Genomic DNA, 18,365 nt, shown 5'->3' on the forward strand with positions numbered 1-18,365 from the left:
TGATTTAAAGCCTGGAAAAAACGAATTTGAAAATAACTCAGGACAGAATAGAATGGTTAATCATACGGACAATTCTATGAAGTGTTTAGGGTTTACGATGAAGAAAAAAGATATCCCGTATTTCTGAGATATCTTTTTAACATAGGAAAGTTTAAGCCTGAACGAGGCAGAATGGATGCCCTGCCGGATCAAATAGCGTTACAAACTGAGAACCGCCAAACTGCGTGTCGGCCTTCCGCGCGCCCAAGGCTTCCGCTTTTGTGATCATTGTATTCAGGTCGGAAACGAGAAAATCAAAGTGGACTTGTTTCTGTTGCCGGCCTTCAACCTCCGGCCAGACCGGCGGTACATAATCGTCTTCCTGCACGAAGACCAGCATCACGCCGTTTTCGCTGACAACCGCGGGATTGCCGAACAGTTCCGTAGTTTTCCAGCCCAGCAGTTCATGGTAGAACTGACTCAACTTTATAGCGTCAGGACAGTCGACGACCAGATCGGCCAGACGAATTTCATTACACATAAGATGACCTCTTTTTCTTATTTTTAGTTTCATAGTAAACGATTTCTTCAATTTAAGCAAGCGTACCAATTATTTTTTCAGCAGCTGAGCGGCAGCACTTTGAGCGGTGATTCGCGCCCAGACCAGCCCGGATGTCAATTCCCATCCCGGACATTTCGTATCTTCTCCATAAACAGAGTACAGGCCGTTGAATTTATTATTGTCTGAGGCGTAGCTCAGAACTTCCCCTTTAAAGGACACCGGCAAAAGTGATTTGTTGAGAGTCGGGCGGGATAGGGAAGTATGAAATTCCACGATAACATAAGGAGGTATCAGCTCGCTCATTGTCGATCCCTCACGCTGAAATTCTAAATCAAGGCCGGTCCGGGCGTACTGATTGTAATCCGTGATCGTTTTTTTTACAATTCCGGGGTATTCCGGATTGATCATGTCAGCGAGGAAATCAAGATTATCCACTTCGAAATAAAAGGTTCGCGGTGAAATTCCGGCCGCTTGAACGTGATCGAGATCGCTGATTCCATAGACCGGTTCCTGTTTGGCAATCCAAATCAGCTGATCCTGATAGTTCATCTTCGGATCCTTTTCATTAAAGAACCGGCGGCCGTCAGAATTTAAAAAAATGATATTGGGCAGGGTAAAGTAATCGTAGTCTTCCTGCAGTGAAGCCACCGATTCCCAATCCTCTAATTGAAGCGGTGTGTAATCGGAGCTTAAATGTCCGCGAAGGAAAACGTCTTGCGAAAGAAACTGATCCGCGATGATTAACGCATTTGTTTTAATTTTAGGCGAATAATTCAGAGGTTGGCCTGTTTCTTTATTGCTGAAGGATTGCACAACTTTGACGCCTTCTACACCATCCTGTGCTTCATTCAGTAGAATCTGAGTCAGGTGTGAATTTTCCATGAAGGCGATCCCCAGATCGGCGGCGATCTGGGTCAAGGCGGATAGAACGACAGGGTGTCCTTCAGTCTGTCCATCATTGGGGGTCATCATTAATTTATAATCCGGCAGTAAACCCGGTACTGGTTCGGCAAACGGTACGCCGCAGCGTTCGATCAGCCAGTCGACGTCCGCTCCGGAATGTTCAACGGTTGTTCGGAAAAGAGAAGAATCGGCACTCAGCGTGAGTTCCGAAAAATAATCTGTATAAAATTGTTCAATTTCGGTTAGCGTCCAGCGCCGCTGACTTTGGTCAGCCCGCTGAGCTGCGGCGCCTAACGCCGCATAGCGATCGGTTTCCTCCGTCAGAATTTCGACGGAATGGGGCAGATCGGCGCTGTGAAATGAAGTGTAGTCCGGCTTGAGCGAAGATACGATGACAAGGATATCCTCAACCCCCTGATCATGCGCTTCAATCGCGGCGATCAGGCTGGGAATCGCATCGCCGATAATGACCAGGTCGTTTTCCCAATCATACTGTGAATTTAATTCTGAATCGTAGGGAAGGGAAGTCGGCTGACAGCCCGTAAAGAGCAGGACGAAACAAAGCAGAGCGCAGCGAAAACCGTGTCTTGTGAAAGGAAAACGCATGGAAGATCACCTCTGTGATTTCAGTTTACTACCAGAGTCTACGTTTGTAAACCTTTTCGATTGAATGACTTTGGCTTGTCAAGACTGAACGAAATTGAGGATTCATCAAACCAGGCATTAGATTTCGCTGGCATTCAAGGATGAGTAAAAAAGAACCCCAGCCGTCAGACTGGGATTCCTTGGAGGGAAATTGATTTATTTCGCAGCGGCTGCGTTGCGGCCGGCGATCCGTCCGAAGACGGTGATATCGGCGATCGCGCAGGTGCCGACGCGGTTGTTGCCATGGATGCTGCCGGTAACTTCGCCTGCGGCGAACAGACCTGGCATGACATTGCCTTCAGTATCCAGAACTTCTGCATTTTCGTTGATTTCAACGCCGCCCATTGTGTGATGGACAGAAACGACGCCTTCCAGAATGAACCAAGGGCCTTCCTTCATCGTGACCATGCTGGTGGTACGGCCGAATTCATCGTTGTTGTTTTCGATGCCTTCGTTGTACTTATCCATCGTTTCAACGAGGTTTTCAGCGTTGATGCCATAGTGTTCTGCGACTTCTTCCAGCGTGTCGGCTTTGAAGAAGACACCGTCTTCCAGGCAGCGGGCATATTCATCGGCGAATTTTTCTTCCAGATTCAGCCGGTCAGCGACTTCCTGATTGTAGATCGCGTAGACTAAGCCGCCCTGAGCCAGAATACCTTCAGCACGAACGTCGCGCATTGCAACTTCGTTGACGAAACGCTTGCCGTCTTTGTTGACATAGATCAGACCTTCGCCCGACCAGCTTGGTGCTTCGATCCCATAGAAGACGCCGGTGATCGGATTGTTGAACGGATAGAGCTGGATGTGTTCCATATTGATCAGATGAGCGCCGATCTTTTCAGCCATGACGATGCCGTCGCCGACAATCGCCGGGGAGTTCGTCGTTTTAACCGATTCGTCCAGCGTTTCCCAACGCGTGTTGTAATGTTCGCGCATTTCGACGTTCGCGCCGAAACCGCCGGTGGCCAGAACGACGCCATTGTTCGCGGAAATTGTCGCGGTCTGATCGCCCTGGGAGACCTTAACGCCGACAACCTTGCCGGTTTCATCCTGAATCAGTTCTTCAGCCTTGGTGTTCAGCATGATTTCAACGCCGTGACCTTCAGCGTATTCCTTTAACGGATTGATCATGCCCGGGCCTAAATCAATCGGTTCAACGGCACGGGCTACGCTGTGGCCGCCTTCCCAAACGAGGTAATCCTGATATTTGACGCCGATCTCATCGCGCAGCCATTCCGCTGCCGCCGTCGCGTCGTTCGCGACGATATCGACCATTTCCTTCTTTGCGACCTTTCCGCCGCCTTCCCACATTTCCTTCGCCATCAGTTCCGGGCTGTCTTCAATGCCCTGTTCTTCCTGCAGCCAGTTGTTCGGGCAGGCCAGTTCGGCATAGGACAGAATCGTGTTGCCGCCGACATATGGCATTTTTTCAATGACAACGACATTTGCTCCTGCTGCCTGTGCTTCGATCGCTGCAGACAAGCCCGCTCCGCCGGCGCCTAAGACAACGACGTCATAGGTCTTATCTTCTAAAGTAACGGTCGTCTTCGCCGCGCCCTCGCCGCTCATCAGCGCTTCGATATCTGCGCCGGCTTCTGTCAGCGCCGCTTTGACAGCGTTCAGAATCGCGTCGGATGTGTGCGTTGCGCCAGATACCGTGTCGACGTTCAGCGACTGGGATTCAACGATCGAAGCCGGGATGTTGGCGATCGCCGCATCGGAGATGCCAGCCGATTCCTTGTGTTCCGTGACTTCGACCTTTTCAATTTTGTCGGCGCTCAAGGTGACTTCGACGGTAACGTCGCCGTTATTGCCCTGGGCGGTGCCTGTGTAAGTTCCTGCTTTGAATTTGCCTTCGCCGCCTTGATCATTCTTCGGTGCCGAGCTGCACGCAGCCATCGAAGCGATCATCATGACGGAAAGCATCAGTTTAACGATTTTTTTCATAATTTTCCTTCCTCCTGATTCTTATTTTATAGAACCGGCCGAAAGGTTTGAATGGATTATCTTCTGCATTTTTTGTAATATTGTCCATTTGTGCACAAAAACAGATAATTTAAACAAAATTTTTTCAGGGAGTTAACCGAATCCATGAGGGACAGGTGTTCTCATGGCTGTTAATTTCAATGGGATTCTTCTGTTTTTATGCGCTGGATCTTATGATCAACAGGCGGAAAGACGCGGGACGGAATCTATTGGCAGAAAGTTGGAAGAATCTTCAGCGATAGGAGCTTTCAGGAAAGACGATAATCAAATTTCCTGTAAAGCAAAGAGCGTCCCGGCTTTCCATATTCAGTATAACTCAAGAATGGTAATTAAACAACTCTTTTGAGTTTTTTTTGACATGAAATAAAAACGCCGGGCAATCCGGTCCCGGCGTTTCTATCAACAAACATTTCGTTTTGCGTAATTTCCTTCAACGTTGAGCTTCAGCGTTGAAATCCTTCTCCCTTACGGAGCCCTCATTTTTCTCTAAGGAAGAAGAACCGTGATACAAGGCGGTGAGCAGGGAATCAGAGCTGATCCAATCCCAGCCGTGCGATTTCCGCGTCGATTTGCTGCATTTGAGCATCGCTGAGCTGCCATGTGAACGTATTGAGATTTTCCGCGACATGACGCACGCTGCGTACGCCGACCAACGCGGTGGAGACGAATGCTTTCTGCGTCGACCAGTTGATCGCAACCTGACTGACTGGAACCTGATGTGTCCGGGCAATTTCATCCAGCGTTGCCATCAGCTCCATGACGCGGGGGAAGATCTCCGGCTTAAAGCCTTTATAGAAGGACAGCCGGACATCGTTGGCCGGCCAGTCGGGAACCTCGCGGAACCGGCCGGTCAGAATCCCGCCGCTTAAGGAACCATAGGTCATCGTGTCGATGCCATGTGCGGCACACCATTGCATCAATGGCTTATAACGCTGATCGATCATCGAGAAGGGCGGTTGAACGACGTCGATCTGACCGTATTTCATCGCTTCCTCCAATAACGGCTGATCGCAGTTGGACAAGCCGATATAGCGGATTTTTCCCTGCTGCTTTAAGAAGTTCAGGGCACACATCGTTTCCGCAATCGGCGTGTGCGTATCCGGCCAATGCAGGAAATAAAAATCGACGTAATCGGTCTGGAGGTTGCGCAGCGAGCTGGCCATTTCCTCCATGACTGTACCGAAACGGGCGTCGCGGAATACGCCGCCGGTGAATAAATCATTGTGCGTGCCGAACTTCGTGGAAATTAAAATCTCAGACCGGTTCAGACCCTGGATCGCTTTGCCGACGATCTGTTCCGAGCTGTGGTTGCCATAGTTGGGTGCTGTGTCGATCAGGTTGACGCCGCCCTGGATCATCGCGCGGATTGCTTCGATCGCTTCGGTTTCGCTCATCGCGCCGTTCCAGCGCAGGCTGTCCAGCCCCCAGGTGCCGACGGCCAGCTGACTGACGTCGACGTTGGCGTTTTTAAAATGAGTCATGCGCATAATTTAGATCATCCTTTCATCATTGATGCCGGAAAAAAACGGGAAGTCCTGGGCAGGGGAGAAACTTAGGGGCTAAGAAAGATCTGAAGGATTTACCACAGCTGTTTATACAGCTCGATCATCGCCTGTTCCGTTATCGGCTTGCGGGTGTTGGCCGGGGAGCCGGAAACGTTGGCGTCATGGGCCATTTTTTCCAGCGAATTCATGAACTGATCCCGATCGACATTCAGCTGCGCCAAGGTTGGCACGTTCAGCCGGGCTAACAGCGCGGACAGATTTTCAATAAACAGATCGGCCGCCTGTTCATCATCCTCACACTGTGTCATATCGCAATAACGCGCCAGATCCGCAAACCGGGCCACTGCGCCATCCTTAACATATTTCATGCAGACTTCCAACAGCACGGCGTTGCTTAAGCCATGCGCGATATGGAACAGCGCGCCGATCGGACGGCTCATGCCATGGACGATCGTTACCGAGGAATTGTTGAAGGCGATCCCGGCTTCCAGCGCCGCCAGCGACATCTGGATCCGGGCTTCCTCATTGTCGCCATGCTCATAGGCATTTGTCAGATTGTTGAAAATCCGCTTGACGGCGCTGAGCGCGAAGGTGTCGGAAAGTGGCTGGGCCAGACGGGAGGTGTAGGCTTCAACCGCGTGGCACAGGGCGTCGATGCCGGTCGCGCTGGTCACGCCCTTGGGCGCGGTCATCGTGAACTGCGGGTCGATGATCGCCAGATCCGGAATCAGACTGCCGCCTTTTAAAAGCATCTTCACGTCGTTTTCCGTGTCGGTGATGATCGTGAACTGGGTTGCTTCCGAACCCGTGCCGGCAGTCGTCGGGATCGCGACCTTCTTCGGCAGCGGCGTTTCCACCGGCTGACCCATGTAGGAATTCAACGGCCGGTTTGGATCGGCGCTCATCATCGCGATCGCCTTCATCGAGTCGATCGGCGAACCGCCGCCCAGCGCGATCAAGAAGTCGCAGTGTTCCGCCTGATATTGCTTCAAGCCGTCGATGATCATCGTATCGCATGGCTCACTGTTGATTTGAGCATAAATCGAATATCCGACATGATGTTGATTCAGCACTCTCAGCACCTTGTCCAGATTGCCGAGCTTGATCATCATCGAATCGGTGACGATCAGCGCCTTTTTGCCTAACGCGGCCAATGCGGGACCGGCCATTTCCAGAGCGCTTGAACCGTTGATGATTTTAGCGGGTGTTAAAAATAGATTTGCCATTGTCGTTCCTCCTTATTTGATCATGTAGCCGCGGATGAGTTTGACTAAATCGTCATAGCCGCCCAGAAACTGATTCATCGTCGCCAAAAACGCGCCGTAGTGCTCAAACGCTTCCGGCTTTAACCCATCCTCAAAGTATGCTTTTTTGAATTCATCCAGCTTCATCAGCTCGTTGATCAGCTCGTCTGCGACCGGCGTGTCGATGTTGTTTTGGATCACGACGTCGCTGCCGTTGTATTTGCGCTGCCAGTCGCTGGTGATCGTCAGAACGATATCCCCGCCGATGAATTCTTCCCAATGATGCTGATTGCGGAAGGCCGCGACCAGCAGCTTTGTCCGATAGCCGCGTTCCTTGTATAACCGGTAGGCGTTTTTGACGACCGCTACGCCCGCCATGTCCAACGCTTCCGCGCTGATCATCACGTCGTGCTGCTTGACCCAGGCTTTTAAGTAATCGTCGGTCCGGCCGGCCATGATCGTGCAGACCGGATGCATTTCCGCCGTGGACAAGCCTTCCGCTTCCCGCCGCGCCAAGCCGCGCTCCACGGCTTCGGCGACCGCAATCGCCTGGGCGCAGGTGAACGAGACTGTCGCATTGATACTGACGCCGCGGTAGGTCAATTCCTCAAACGCTTCGATGCCGGCCTTGGAGGTCGGGGCTTTGATCTGGGAATTGGGCACGGTGGCCGCCAGCTCGCAGGCCTGCTCGACCATCTTGTCCTTGCTGCGGTAGAACTTGGCGTTGGTCTGAAACGAAATCCGGCCTTTCTGACCATGGCTTTCCTCAAACATCGGCAAAAGCAGCCGGCTGGCTTTGGCGCCTAACGCCTTGATCACATCCCAGGCGACCTCATCCTCGGTGTAAGCCGGATGGGTGCTGATGATTTCTCTGATGGTCTCTTCCCATTCGGGCAGTTCCTTCTTTAAGACGTTGCCGACGATGACCGGGTTGGTGGTTGCGCCGCTGGCGCCGTTGTCGATTGCATATTGCAGCTCCTTGCAGCTGCAGGAGTCGTTCCACACTTCCGTCTGCGGGAAGCGGGTGACCATTTCGTATAATTTATTCATGTATTTTTATTTCTCCTTTACTTTAACAGGCTGACCGCCTTGACAAGACTTGGCGTTGTTTTGCAGGACCGCTGCCCGGCAAGGCATTTGCCGCTGTCCTTTTTTTCGAAGACGGACGGATTCTGCGCGATGGCTGAGCGGACCTGAGGAATGAAGGGGTTATGGCTTATTGATCAAGCTGGAAGAATTCGGCATCCGGATCGTTGACCCATTCATGATCGGGGTCGAAGGTGCGCGTCTTGATCCACGGATTGTTTTTTAGATGCGGAATCATCCAGACATAGAACATCGCGTAGCCCGGCGCGGCATTTTGCGGATGGGTCAGACCGCCGGGGATCATCGCGACGCTGTTGTGCGTGATTTTATAGACCTCCTCGCCCATGAAGCAGCTGCCGAAGCCCTGCGGATGATCGAACTTGTAGAAGTAGACCTCCGGCTGGGGATGATGATGCGGCGGATAACTGCTCCAGAAGCCTGGAAAGTTGGTGATTTCCCCCAGCACCATGTTGGAATATGGCGTGCGCTGGTAATCCAGGATCGTCGTGACCTGGCGCTTGGTCGTGGCAGCCAGCTTGCCTTCGCCGAAGAACTGTTTGTCGATGTTGGACTTATCATACAGCACGGCCGGGAAGATCCGCGGGTTTTCCTTCTGTTGGACCAGCACCTCGCCATCTTCCTCAAAGACCAGCGTCACCGGCGTGTTCCGGCAGACGTGCAGGCAGGTCGCGTCGTCGTGGAAGCAATCCTTCCGCACGGCGCTGACCGCTTTGCCTTCATATTGATAGACAACAGTTCCGCTCAGCAGCAGCAGCGCCGTTTCCTGATCCTTTGACTGGATCGGCCAGGACTCGCCTTTATGGGCGATTAACAGTTGAACGTTCATGAACATCCGGTCTTTTTCACTGTCGCAGATCTGATTGAAACCGGGATGCAGATCCTCATTTTTTCTTAGCATTGTGAACTCCTTTCTGCTTGTCACAGGGATTCAACTTGTCTATAATGGAGAAAGTTGAAAGGTCGGGGAAAAACCATGAAATACAATCGTTTGCAGGAAATGGAAGCCTATATCCGTAAAAACCGCTCGGTGAGCAACGAGGAGCTTCAGCAGCTGTTCAATATCTCCGTGCAGACGCTGCGCCGGGATTTGAAGGAACTGGAGGACCGCAATGTGATCACCAAGGTGTACGGCGGCGTTCTGGCCAAACCGGAAAAGATCAGCGCGGCGACCTTGCCGACTTTATCTTCCCGGCTGCGCACCAACGCGGCGGCCAAGGATCGGATCGGTCAGCTGGCGGCGCGGCAAGTGCAGGACGGCGACGTAATTTTTGTGGATTCAGGTTCCACCGCCTATACCATGATCCCCTATCTTCATCAACAGGAGGTCACGGTGATCTCTCATAGCCTGCATGTCATGAACGCGCTGACGGAAACAGAGAATCTGACGGGCATCTGCCTGGGCGGGAAGCTGAGAAGGGAAACCCAGACCTTCTTCTCCGATACCTCGTTTTATCCGTACTACTATAATAAAGCGTTCATTTCCACGGTCGGCCTGTCGATTTCCAAGGGGCTGACGAATACCGATTTCAATGAAGGGGTGATCAAGCGGCATGTGATCCAGAATTCTGCGGAGGTCTGGATCGTCGCCGATCACTCGAAATTCGGTACGGTGGCGTTTAACAAGTTTTTCGATCTTGAAGGCATTACCGGAATTATCACCGATGAAGAACCGAGTGAAAAATACCGGCAATACTTCAAAAATCTCAAAATCCAGTTGATTGATTAAGTCCGGACAAGCCGGGCTTTTTGATTGCCTGGACAAGCTTATCATAGTGTCTGTTGATCAGGTTGTCAACTTGGTTTTGAGAAGGTCTTGGTTAACTTGATCAACTTGTGATTCTTCGAGAAAAGTATTAAAAAAGCTTTTATAAAAGGGATATTCATGCTTTTTCCCCAGCTTCGCGAAACAACAAGCAAAAAATTACCGGATTTCTGTTCCCGTTTTTCTTTCAGCCGGAACAGGAAAGTATGCTATTTTATTGACGAGGGAAGGGCGGTGACAAAATGAATGATCAAAAGTCTAATTACTACACCCAGCTGATCTTGAAGGCGCTGCTGAATAAAGAGATGGTGACCACGGGCCAGCTGGCGGAAGAAATTGGACTGTCAGAAAAAACGATCCGCACTAAAGTGGAAGTGATCAACAACATGCTGCTGGACAACCAGCTGGGCGAGATATGCAAGAAACCCCGGATCGGGATCTGGCTGAATGCGGATGCGCAGCAGCGGCTGAAGCTCAATTCGCTGATCAACAACTCGACGAATATGGACGTACTGCAAAACGATCAGGTCCGCACCGCAACAGCGCTGAAGCTGATCTTGAAAAGCACGAAGAACAACACGCTGACGACCAAGCAGCTGGCCTCCCAGCTCTATCTCAGCGTACCGACGACGCTCAAGGTGATCAACGACTGCCGCAGCTGGCTGAAGCTGTTTAACATCGAGCTGAACGTCGTGCGCAACAAGGGGCTGGAACTGGCGTACAACGAGGTGTCCTACCGCCTGGCATTGAAGCATTTCATTCTGAAATTCGATACCGAGACCAACGTCGAGGAAAGTATCCTGTTTTTTATGCCGGGACTGGATCTTGATGCGATCCGGCGGGGAATCATGGAAACGGAAAAGGAATGGAGCTTTGAGTTCGCCGAGGAATCCTTCAACGAGGTGCTTGTTTACGCATCGCTGGCGATCTATCAGAACCAGCAGGAAAATGGCCGCAAGCTGAAATTTTCAGATGAAGAGCTGGAAATGCTTCAGAAGTACAACGAATACAGCTTTGCCGAAGCGATCTTTAAAAAGCTCGGGGCGCATTTCAACATGACGCTGCCGACTGAGGAAAAAGCGTTTTTGTCAATCCAGATCCTGTGCTCCAAGCTGATCGACAGCGGCTACAGCGCCGACAGCGGCGAGGTGCTGCGGGAATATGACAACAAGCTGCAGGAATTTGTCCGCAAGATCATCTCCGTTGTCAGCAACGTTCTCAACGTCGATCTGACGCATGACGACGCGCTCTATCACGGCCTGTTGATTCACATGCGGCCGACGCTGTTTCGGCTGCGCTATGAACGTGGACATACCAACGGGCTGACCAGTTATATTAAAACGGAATACAAAAAGACCTTCCGGGTTGCCTGGCTGATCTCCGTTCTGTTTGAGGAATATTTCGATCTGAAGGTCAGCGAGGATGAGCTGGGCTATATCGTGCTGTATATCCAATCCGCTCTGGAGCGCAATGAGAATCCGGTCCGGACGATGCTGGTCAGCGCTTCGGGCATGGGCATCAACCAGATGCTGTGCGACAAGATCTGCCGCTCGTCCAGCCTGATTCATTCGGTGAAGGTGGTCAGCGTCCATGATTTCAAGATTGAAAAAGTCACGGACGTCGATTTGATTTTGACGACGCGCGAGCTGCAGCTGAATGACCCGCGGATCGTGGAGATCGACGATTTCCTGTCCGACGCTTCGATTCAGAAAATCAACCACTGGATCCGCAACACGATTCTCAACAAGGTCAGCGAGGCGCAGTTCGACGCGGACTGCCACCAGCTGTTTGAGCCGGATCTGATCTTTACGCATCTGAAAATTGACGACAAGCCGGCGCTGCTGAAGTATTTATGCGATCATCTGGTCCGCAAGGGCTATGTCACGCGCAAGTATGTCAAGACGGTCCTGGATCGTGAAGCGTTTACGCCGACGTCGATCGGCAACGGCGTTGCGATTCCTCATGGCGATCAGAACGAGATCAACGAAGCCCGGGTCGTCATCGCCACGCTGGAAAAACCGATCTTGTGGGACAGCGAAATGGTCGACGTGATCTTTCTGTTAGTCGTGAAAATGACCAATGACTTTGAGATCCGCCGCACCCAGGCTTTCTATAAGCAGTACATCAAGCTGGTCGGAACCGACGAGCAGGTCAACGTCCTGCGGAATTTCCAGACCAACGTCGATTTTTACAAATATTTAATCAAGTAATTTCAGTAAGCAAAGCTACGATAAGGAGAGAAAACAACGTATGGCATTAGCGGATATTCTGGATGAAAACATCATCGACCTGCATTTAAAGAGCACGACGAAAGACGAAGTGCTCCATGATTTGAGCGCGCACCTGCTGGAAGCGGGCTACATTGAAGACATCGAACAGTTCGTCAAGGACATTTATGTCCGGGAAGCGGAAGGGATTACCGGCATGGGCAACCACATCGCGATTCCTCATGGCAAAAGTCATGCCGTCAAAAAGATCGGGATCGCGATCGGCCGATGCGAAAATGAGATCGAATGGGAAAGCTACGACGATGAGCCGATCAATCTGGTCTTCCTGTTCTGCGTCAGCGACGACGCTGATTTCGCGTCCAATCACATGATGCTGCTGGCGGAGCTGGCCGGCAAGCTGGGCAACGACGAACGCGTGGAGAAGCTGCAGAAGGTTACAACAAAGCAGGAGTTGATTAATTTATTCCTCAACTAATGACCAAAATTACCGTAATTTAATCGTTACTTAATCAAAAAATTACCGTAATAAAGTTCCCGCAGTTGTTAAACTAAAGCGCTTGCAACATGATAAATTATGATCATGCCAAAAGAACAAAGACGGATGGGAGGTGAACCCAAATGAAGATTGTAGGAATTACAGCTTGTACCGCAGGCATCGCGCATACCTATATCGTTGCGGAAAAGATTCAGAACGCAGCGGAGGCCGCGGGCCATCAGTGCAAGATCGAAACGCAGGGGACGATCGGCGCACAGAACAAACTGACAGCGGAAGATATCGCCGCGGCGGATGTTGTCATCATCGCGCATGATATCGCTGTCGGCGGAATGGAACGTTTCGCCGGCAAGCCGACCGTTGACATTCCGATCAGCGTCGCGATGAAGAATCCAAAAAGCTTGATCGCCACGATCGAAAAGAAAATCCAAAAATAAAAAGGGGTAGATGAATCCATGAAAAAGTTGAACTTTAAAAAACACATGATGACCGGCATCTCGTACATGATTCCGATGATCGTGGCCGGCGGTATCCTGGGCGCCTTAGCAAAAGGCTTCGGCGGATGGGAAGTCGGCAATTATGCGCCGGAAGCGGGCGCGACCCTCTTCAGCAACCTGAACTGCTTCGACTGGAAACAGTTCTGGTGGATGATTTCCAAATTATCTGACTACGCGATGAGCTTCGGCGTTGCGGTCATGACGGCCGGCGTCTGTTACTCGATCGCTGAACGTCCGGGCATCGTGCCGGGCTTCGTCATCGGTTATGCGGCAAACCAGTCGAAAGCGGGCTTCTTAGGCGGTCTGCTGATGGCGTTTGTGATCGGTTATTTCATCCAGTGGATGAAGACCTGGAAGCTTCCGAAGTGGATGGTCGGCCTGATGCCGGTTATGATTATTCCAGTCATCGCGACCTTTGTCTGCGGCGTTGCCTTCTTCGCGATCGTGGCGAAGCCGATGGCGATTGCCATGAATGCTCTGCAGGGTTGGATCATGAGCCTCAACGGTGGTTCCAAGTTCATCATCGGCGCGGTTATCGGCGCGGGCATGGGCTTCGATATGGGCGGCCCGGTCAACAAGACGGCTTCTATGGCGGCCAATGCGCTGGGTGCTGATGGCATCTACGGACCAATGTCAGCCAAGATCATCGGCGGCATGACGCCACCATGCGGCGTCTTCGTTTCCACTCTGTTAACACCGAAAAAATTCTCGCTGACGGAAAAAGAAACCGCGAAAACCGCATTCCCGATGGGCCTGTGCTTCATTACTGAAGGCGTCCTGCCATTTGCTGCGGCAGATCCGGCCCGCTTCATCCCCGCTTCCATGATCGGTTCAGCGTTAGCCGGCGGCATCGCCGTAGCGATGGGTGTTGAATCCGTTGCCGGCCATGGCGGAATCTTCGTCTTCCCGATGATGACCAACTGGATGTGGGCGGTGATCGCCTTGATTGTCGGCTCAGTTGCGACTGGCGTCATCTATTCGGCGATCAAGAAGCCGAGCGAGGAAGGTCAGGAAGAGGAAGAAGAAATCGTCGACCTGGACATCAACCTGTAAGCTTCACCCTCAATTTCTAAGACATTCGCAATTATATTAAGGAAAGAAAGAAGGAGTCCTATGTTAGTTTCGATGAAGGATATTCTGCAGCACGCGCACAAGCATAATTACGCGGTGATGGCAGTCAACAGCATCAATATGGAAATGGCCCGCGCGGTGATCAGCGCCGCCGAGGAAGAACATTCCCCGATTATCGTCCAGATGGGTCCGGGTCAGATCGGCAAGCATGCGCATCTGACGGAGATCGTTCCGCTGGTGAAGGAACTGGCTGAACGCGCCAGCATTCCGGTCGCGTTGAACCTGGATCATGGCGGAAAGCTGGAAGATATGGTCACGGCCATCCACAACGGCTTCACCAGCCTGATGATCGACGCTTCTTCCTATCCTTATGAGGAAAACGTCAAGCGGACCTCGGTTGTCTGCGCGCTGGCGCACCCGCACGGAATCTGCGTCGAAGCGGAGCTGGGCCATGTTGGGCAGGCGGCGGACGGCGACAACAGTAAGGTCGACCTGTACACTAACGTCGAAGAAGCAAAGAAGTTTGTGGAAGACACCGGCTGCGACGCTTTGGCTGTGGCGATCGGCACGGCGCATGGGGATTATCCGAAGGGCTATGTGCCGGTGCTGAACTTTGAACGTCTGGCCGAGCTGAAAAAGGCGCTGGATATGCCGTTGGTTCTGCACGGCGGCAGCGGCAGCGGCGAAGAGAACATCCGCAAGGCCGTTGCCGGAGGCATCAACAAGATCAATGTCTGCACCGACGCTTTCCATGCCGCGAAAAACGCGATGCTAAAGAAGCTGGAGTGCAAACCGAACGCGGATTATCTGGAACTGTGCATGACGGCGGAAGCCGCTGTGAAGCAGTTCGTGAAGGAATATATCCGGGTGATCGGGTCCAACAACCAGTATTTCTACGGTGAATCGGTTTCGACCGGCAACGAATAAATCCTCCCATTTATAAGTAAATAAGCGAGCATCTTACCCAAGGTGCTCGTTTGTTGTCTGTGCGGTTTTTTATATGACCCTAGGTCGATATCTAATGAAGGTTATTAAGCAGATGAAAATACAATTTTCTATATTTGATTTATTCGGAAAATACGGATAAAGTAAAGTTATACTTTAAAAATATCGAAAGAAGGTGCTTTCATGTATATTCAAAGACACTTAGAAAATCAAATTCTAACAGCCTCTCGCTCTTATCCTGTCGTCATGGTCTGCGGCCAGCGTCAGATGGGAAAATTTACAATGCTGAATCATATCAAGGAACCGGATCGGCGCTATGTCACACTGGATGACGGCAATGCCCGCAGACTGGCAATTCAGGATCCTGCCCTTTTTTTTGAAACTTATGGATCACCGCTGTTGATCGACGAAATCCAACGTGTTCCTTCGCTTCTTTTGGAAATGAAAAAGATTGTCGATGAGAAGGCGCTTGCGGGCGAAGATAACAACGGGATGTTTTGGATTACCGGATCGCAGAAATTTAAAATGATGCAGGGTGTTTCTGAATCTCTGGCAGGCCGGGTTGCCGTTTTTGATATGGCCGGATTGTCGGCTGCTGAGATCGAGGGACGTCCCGTCGGACTTTTTCAGCCGGATCTAAAATCTTTGCGGGAACGCCTGAAAACCAGCGTGAAGAAGGATATCCATACGATTTATGAGGATATCTATCGTGGAGGCATGCCTAAATTGCGTGTTAGTGATCTTGACAACGATCGTTACTATATGGACTATATCAATACCTGTCTTGAACGTGACATTCAAGACTTGGCGCAGGTTGGAAAACTGAATGAGTTTTATGATTTTCTAGTCTTTGTAGCTGCCCGGACGGGGCAGGAGTTGAAATATGATGAAATCGCTAAGACGATTGGCGTTTCCTTGCCGACCGCTAAATCCTGGATATCCATTCTGGAGCGGTCCGGTGTGATTTTTATTCTGCGTCCTTATTTTTCCAACATTTCCAAACGGTTGGTCAAAACTCCTAAAGTTTATTTTATGGATACAGGACTTGCGGCTTATTTATGCCGGTGGCCGAATGCGGAGACCTTGGCGAATGGTGCGATGGATGGTGCCTTCTTTGAAACTTATGTCGTTACGGAAATTGTTAAGAGTTATTACAATGCCGGCAAACCTGTCGATTTGTTCTATTACCGGGATACGGATAAGAAGGAGATCGACCTGCTTGTTGTGAATGGGGATCAGATCACGCCGATCGAGATTAAGAAAGGCAAGGAACCTTCGAAACCGGATAAGAATTTTAATGTTCTGCAGCAGTTTCATCTCGACGTTCAGCCGGGAATCATTCTATGTTTAAGCGACGAGCTGATTCCGTTTAACCGCCAGTCCTGGTACTGTCCTGTATCAGTACTGTAGTCAAACTGAAAACAATGACCTGGGCAAGGGGTATTGATCGGATCACCTTAGCTGGAAAACAGGATGAAAAATTACAGAATGAAGTTTTATTGGATCACATTATTTTGCTTTTCCATTTTGGCAGGGCGGATAAACGACAATTTACCACATTAAAATGACGAGGATTGATAATCCGGAACGAATCGTTTATGATACTTTTATAGACAGGAACAGGAAAACGATGTTCCTGTTAAAAAGAAGAAAAGGAGAAACAAACACATGAAAATTGCATTAATGAATGAATTCAGCCAGGCCCCGAAGAACACGATTATTCTGGAACAGCTGAAAGACGTCGTCGAACCGATGGGTCATACCGTTTATAACACCGCGATGGCAAAACCGCTGCTGGACAAGGACGTTCCGGAAGCGTATACGGAAGAAAATCCACGTCTGACTTATCTGCATCTGGGCATTCAGGCCTGCCTGCTGCTCAACAGCGGCGCGGTGGACTTCGTCGTTACCGGCTGCGGCACCGGTCAGGGCGCGCTGATGTCGCTGAACGCATATCCGGGCGTTGTCTGCGGCTATTGCATCGAACCGTCGGACGCCTACCTGTTCTTGCAGATCAACAACGGCAACGCACTGTCGATCCCTTATGCCAAAGGCTTCGGCTGGGGCGGCGAGCTGAACATCCACACGATTTTTGAAAAAGCATTTGGTTCTCCGAAGGGCATGGGCTATCCGAATGAGCCGGGCCGCAAGGAATCGCAGAACCGCAACGCCGCGCTGTTAAACGAAGTGAAGGCCGCGGTGGGCAAGCCGGTTCTGGAAGGCTTGAAGGCGCTTGATCAGAGCATGGTCAGGGAAGCGCTGACGCAGCGGTTCCAGGACTGCTTCTTCGCCGGCTGCCAGAACGCCGAGCTGGAAGCGTATGTACGTGAAGTCTTAGGCAAATAAAGTATGAAAAACGTGACCCTTCCGCGCTATACGATCGGCCCGGACGCACTGAATGATCTGGAACGCGTCGTTTCTGCTTATGGACGCAAAGTGGCGCTGATTCATGGTGCGAAAGCCTATGCCGCCTGTCAGGCGCTGTTAACCCCGGCGCTGGGTTCGCTGGACGTTGTCAGGGAAGTCTGTTATGGGCATGAGGCAACCTATGAGAACGTCGCCAGGCTGACAGAGGATCCGGATGTGCGGCGGGCAGACGTGCTGGTGGGCATCGGCGGCGGCAAATGTCTGGACACGGTGAAGCTGGCCGGCGATCAGCTGGGAAAGCCGGTCGTCACGATTGCGACGATCGCCTCCACCTGCGCGGCAGTAACCAAGATCAGCATCATGTATAACGCCGACGGTTCGTTCAAGGATATTCCAAAGCTGAAGGCCGCGCCGGTACACTGTCTGATCCCGACTTCAGTCATTGCCGAAGCGCCGATTCAGTATTTATGGGCCGGTATCGGCGATACGATGGCGAAGCATGTGGAGTGTACGTTCTCCGCCCGCAACGATTCACTGAATTATGCCAGCGAACTGGGCCGTACGATCAGCGCGATGTGCTTTGAGCCGGTGATCGCCCACGGCGTCAGCGCGCTGCGCGCAGCGAAAAATCAGGAAGTCAGCGACGATCTCGAACAGATCATCCAGAATATCCTGATTTCCACCGGCAGCGTTTCACTGCTTGTCCATCCCGATTACAATTCCGCACTGGCGCACGCTCTGTTCTACGGGTTGACGGTGCGCGAGCATATCGAGAAGAACCATCTGCATGGCGAGGTTGTGTCCTACGGCACGCTGGTGCAGCTGATGATGGACGGTCAGAAGGAAATGCTTCAAAAAGCTTACGCCTTCCACCGTCAAATCGGGCTGCCGGTCTGTCTGGCGGATTTAGAGTTAAGTAAGGACGATCCGTTAAGCGATGTGCTGGAAATGGCGGAAAAGAATCAGGAACTCAACCATGTTCCGTATCCGGTCACCCAGGCGCTGATCCGCAAGGCGATCGACGATCTTGAAAACTACGCAGGCTAAACAGTCTGAACAAAGGGACAAGCC

General features: G+C 51.4%; 16 protein-coding genes. 9 read left to right on the forward strand and 7 right to left on the reverse strand.

Going from position 1 to position 18,365, the window contains the following annotated elements; translation table 11 throughout:
- Nucleotides 1-151: 151 nt before the first annotated feature.
- The 7 genes from BQ7364_RS12290 to BQ7364_RS12325 form a co-directional block, all read right to left on the reverse strand.
- On the reverse strand, nucleotides 152-520 hold the full coding sequence (locus tag BQ7364_RS12290) for a VOC family protein (protein WP_072684981.1): 369 nt from the start codon (nucleotides 518-520) through the stop codon (nucleotides 152-154).
- 69 nt (nucleotides 521-589) lie between these two features.
- On the reverse strand, nucleotides 590-2,050 hold the full coding sequence (locus BQ7364_RS12295; RefSeq protein ID WP_072684982.1) for an FAD-binding protein: 1,461 nt from the start codon (nucleotides 2,048-2,050) through the stop codon (nucleotides 590-592).
- A 195-nt stretch (nucleotides 2,051-2,245) separates the two neighbouring features.
- Complete coding sequence (locus BQ7364_RS12300; RefSeq protein ID WP_072684983.1) at nucleotides 2,246-4,036, reverse strand: flavocytochrome c; 1,791 nt, start codon at nucleotides 4,034-4,036, stop codon at nucleotides 2,246-2,248.
- A 566-nt stretch (nucleotides 4,037-4,602) separates the two neighbouring features.
- The gene (locus tag BQ7364_RS12310) at nucleotides 4,603-5,562 is read right to left on the reverse strand and encodes an aldo/keto reductase (RefSeq protein ID WP_072684985.1); all 960 of its coding nucleotides are present in this window, start codon (nucleotides 5,560-5,562) and stop codon (nucleotides 4,603-4,605) included.
- A 92-nt stretch (nucleotides 5,563-5,654) separates the two neighbouring features.
- Nucleotides 5,655-6,806 (reverse strand): iron-containing alcohol dehydrogenase, encoded by a 1,152-nt coding sequence (locus BQ7364_RS12315; protein ID WP_072684986.1) that lies wholly within the window; start codon nucleotides 6,804-6,806, stop codon nucleotides 5,655-5,657.
- Between the two features lie 12 nt (nucleotides 6,807-6,818).
- Complete coding sequence (locus BQ7364_RS12320) at nucleotides 6,819-7,874, reverse strand: transaldolase family protein (protein WP_072684987.1); 1,056 nt, start codon at nucleotides 7,872-7,874, stop codon at nucleotides 6,819-6,821.
- Between the two features lie 166 nt (nucleotides 7,875-8,040).
- The gene (locus BQ7364_RS12325) at nucleotides 8,041-8,829 is read right to left on the reverse strand and encodes a 5-deoxy-glucuronate isomerase (protein WP_072684988.1); all 789 of its coding nucleotides are present in this window, start codon (nucleotides 8,827-8,829) and stop codon (nucleotides 8,041-8,043) included.
- A gap of 75 nt (nucleotides 8,830-8,904) precedes the next feature.
- Between BQ7364_RS12325 and BQ7364_RS12330 the strand changes: the two genes are divergently transcribed.
- The 9 genes from BQ7364_RS12330 (at nucleotide 8,905) to BQ7364_RS12370 (ending at nucleotide 18,341) form a co-directional block, all read left to right on the forward strand.
- Nucleotides 8,905-9,657: a DeoR/GlpR family DNA-binding transcription regulator gene (locus BQ7364_RS12330; protein ID WP_072684989.1), complete on the forward strand. Its 753-nt coding sequence runs from the start codon at nucleotides 8,905-8,907 to the stop codon at nucleotides 9,655-9,657.
- Between the two features lie 278 nt (nucleotides 9,658-9,935).
- On the forward strand, nucleotides 9,936-11,903 hold the full coding sequence (locus BQ7364_RS12335; protein ID WP_072684990.1) for a BglG family transcription antiterminator: 1,968 nt from the start codon (nucleotides 9,936-9,938) through the stop codon (nucleotides 11,901-11,903).
- A gap of 40 nt (nucleotides 11,904-11,943) precedes the next feature.
- The gene (locus tag BQ7364_RS12340) at nucleotides 11,944-12,396 is read left to right on the forward strand and encodes a PTS sugar transporter subunit IIA (protein ID WP_072684991.1); all 453 of its coding nucleotides are present in this window, start codon (nucleotides 11,944-11,946) and stop codon (nucleotides 12,394-12,396) included.
- A gap of 143 nt (nucleotides 12,397-12,539) precedes the next feature.
- Nucleotides 12,540-12,851 (forward strand): PTS fructose transporter subunit IIB, encoded by a 312-nt coding sequence (locus BQ7364_RS12345; protein ID WP_072684992.1) that lies wholly within the window; start codon nucleotides 12,540-12,542, stop codon nucleotides 12,849-12,851.
- 18 nt (nucleotides 12,852-12,869) lie between these two features.
- Nucleotides 12,870-13,964 (forward strand): PTS fructose transporter subunit IIC, encoded by a 1,095-nt coding sequence (locus BQ7364_RS12350; RefSeq protein ID WP_072684993.1) that lies wholly within the window; start codon nucleotides 12,870-12,872, stop codon nucleotides 13,962-13,964.
- A 60-nt stretch (nucleotides 13,965-14,024) separates the two neighbouring features.
- Nucleotides 14,025-14,909 (forward strand): class II fructose-bisphosphate aldolase, encoded by an 885-nt coding sequence (locus BQ7364_RS12355; RefSeq protein WP_072684994.1) that lies wholly within the window; start codon nucleotides 14,025-14,027, stop codon nucleotides 14,907-14,909.
- 264 nt (nucleotides 14,910-15,173) lie between these two features.
- Nucleotides 15,174-16,337 carry an ATP-binding protein gene (locus BQ7364_RS12360; RefSeq protein ID WP_255370401.1) on the forward strand — a complete coding sequence of 388 codons (1,164 nt, stop codon included), beginning with the start codon at nucleotides 15,174-15,176 and terminating at the stop codon, nucleotides 16,335-16,337.
- A gap of 258 nt (nucleotides 16,338-16,595) precedes the next feature.
- Entirely contained in the window at nucleotides 16,596-17,273 is a 678-nt protein-coding gene (locus tag BQ7364_RS12365; protein ID WP_072684996.1) for an RpiB/LacA/LacB family sugar-phosphate isomerase, read from the forward strand.
- 3 nt (nucleotides 17,274-17,276) lie between these two features.
- Nucleotides 17,277-18,341: an iron-containing alcohol dehydrogenase family protein gene (locus BQ7364_RS12370; RefSeq protein WP_072684997.1), complete on the forward strand. Its 1,065-nt coding sequence runs from the start codon at nucleotides 17,277-17,279 to the stop codon at nucleotides 18,339-18,341.
- Nucleotides 18,342-18,365: the final 24 nt, after the last annotated feature.

Origin of the sequence: Holdemania sp. Marseille-P2844 (assembly GCF_900120005.1) — a bacterium.
Classification (GTDB): domain Bacteria; phylum Bacillota_I; class Bacilli_A; order Erysipelotrichales; family Erysipelotrichaceae; genus Holdemania.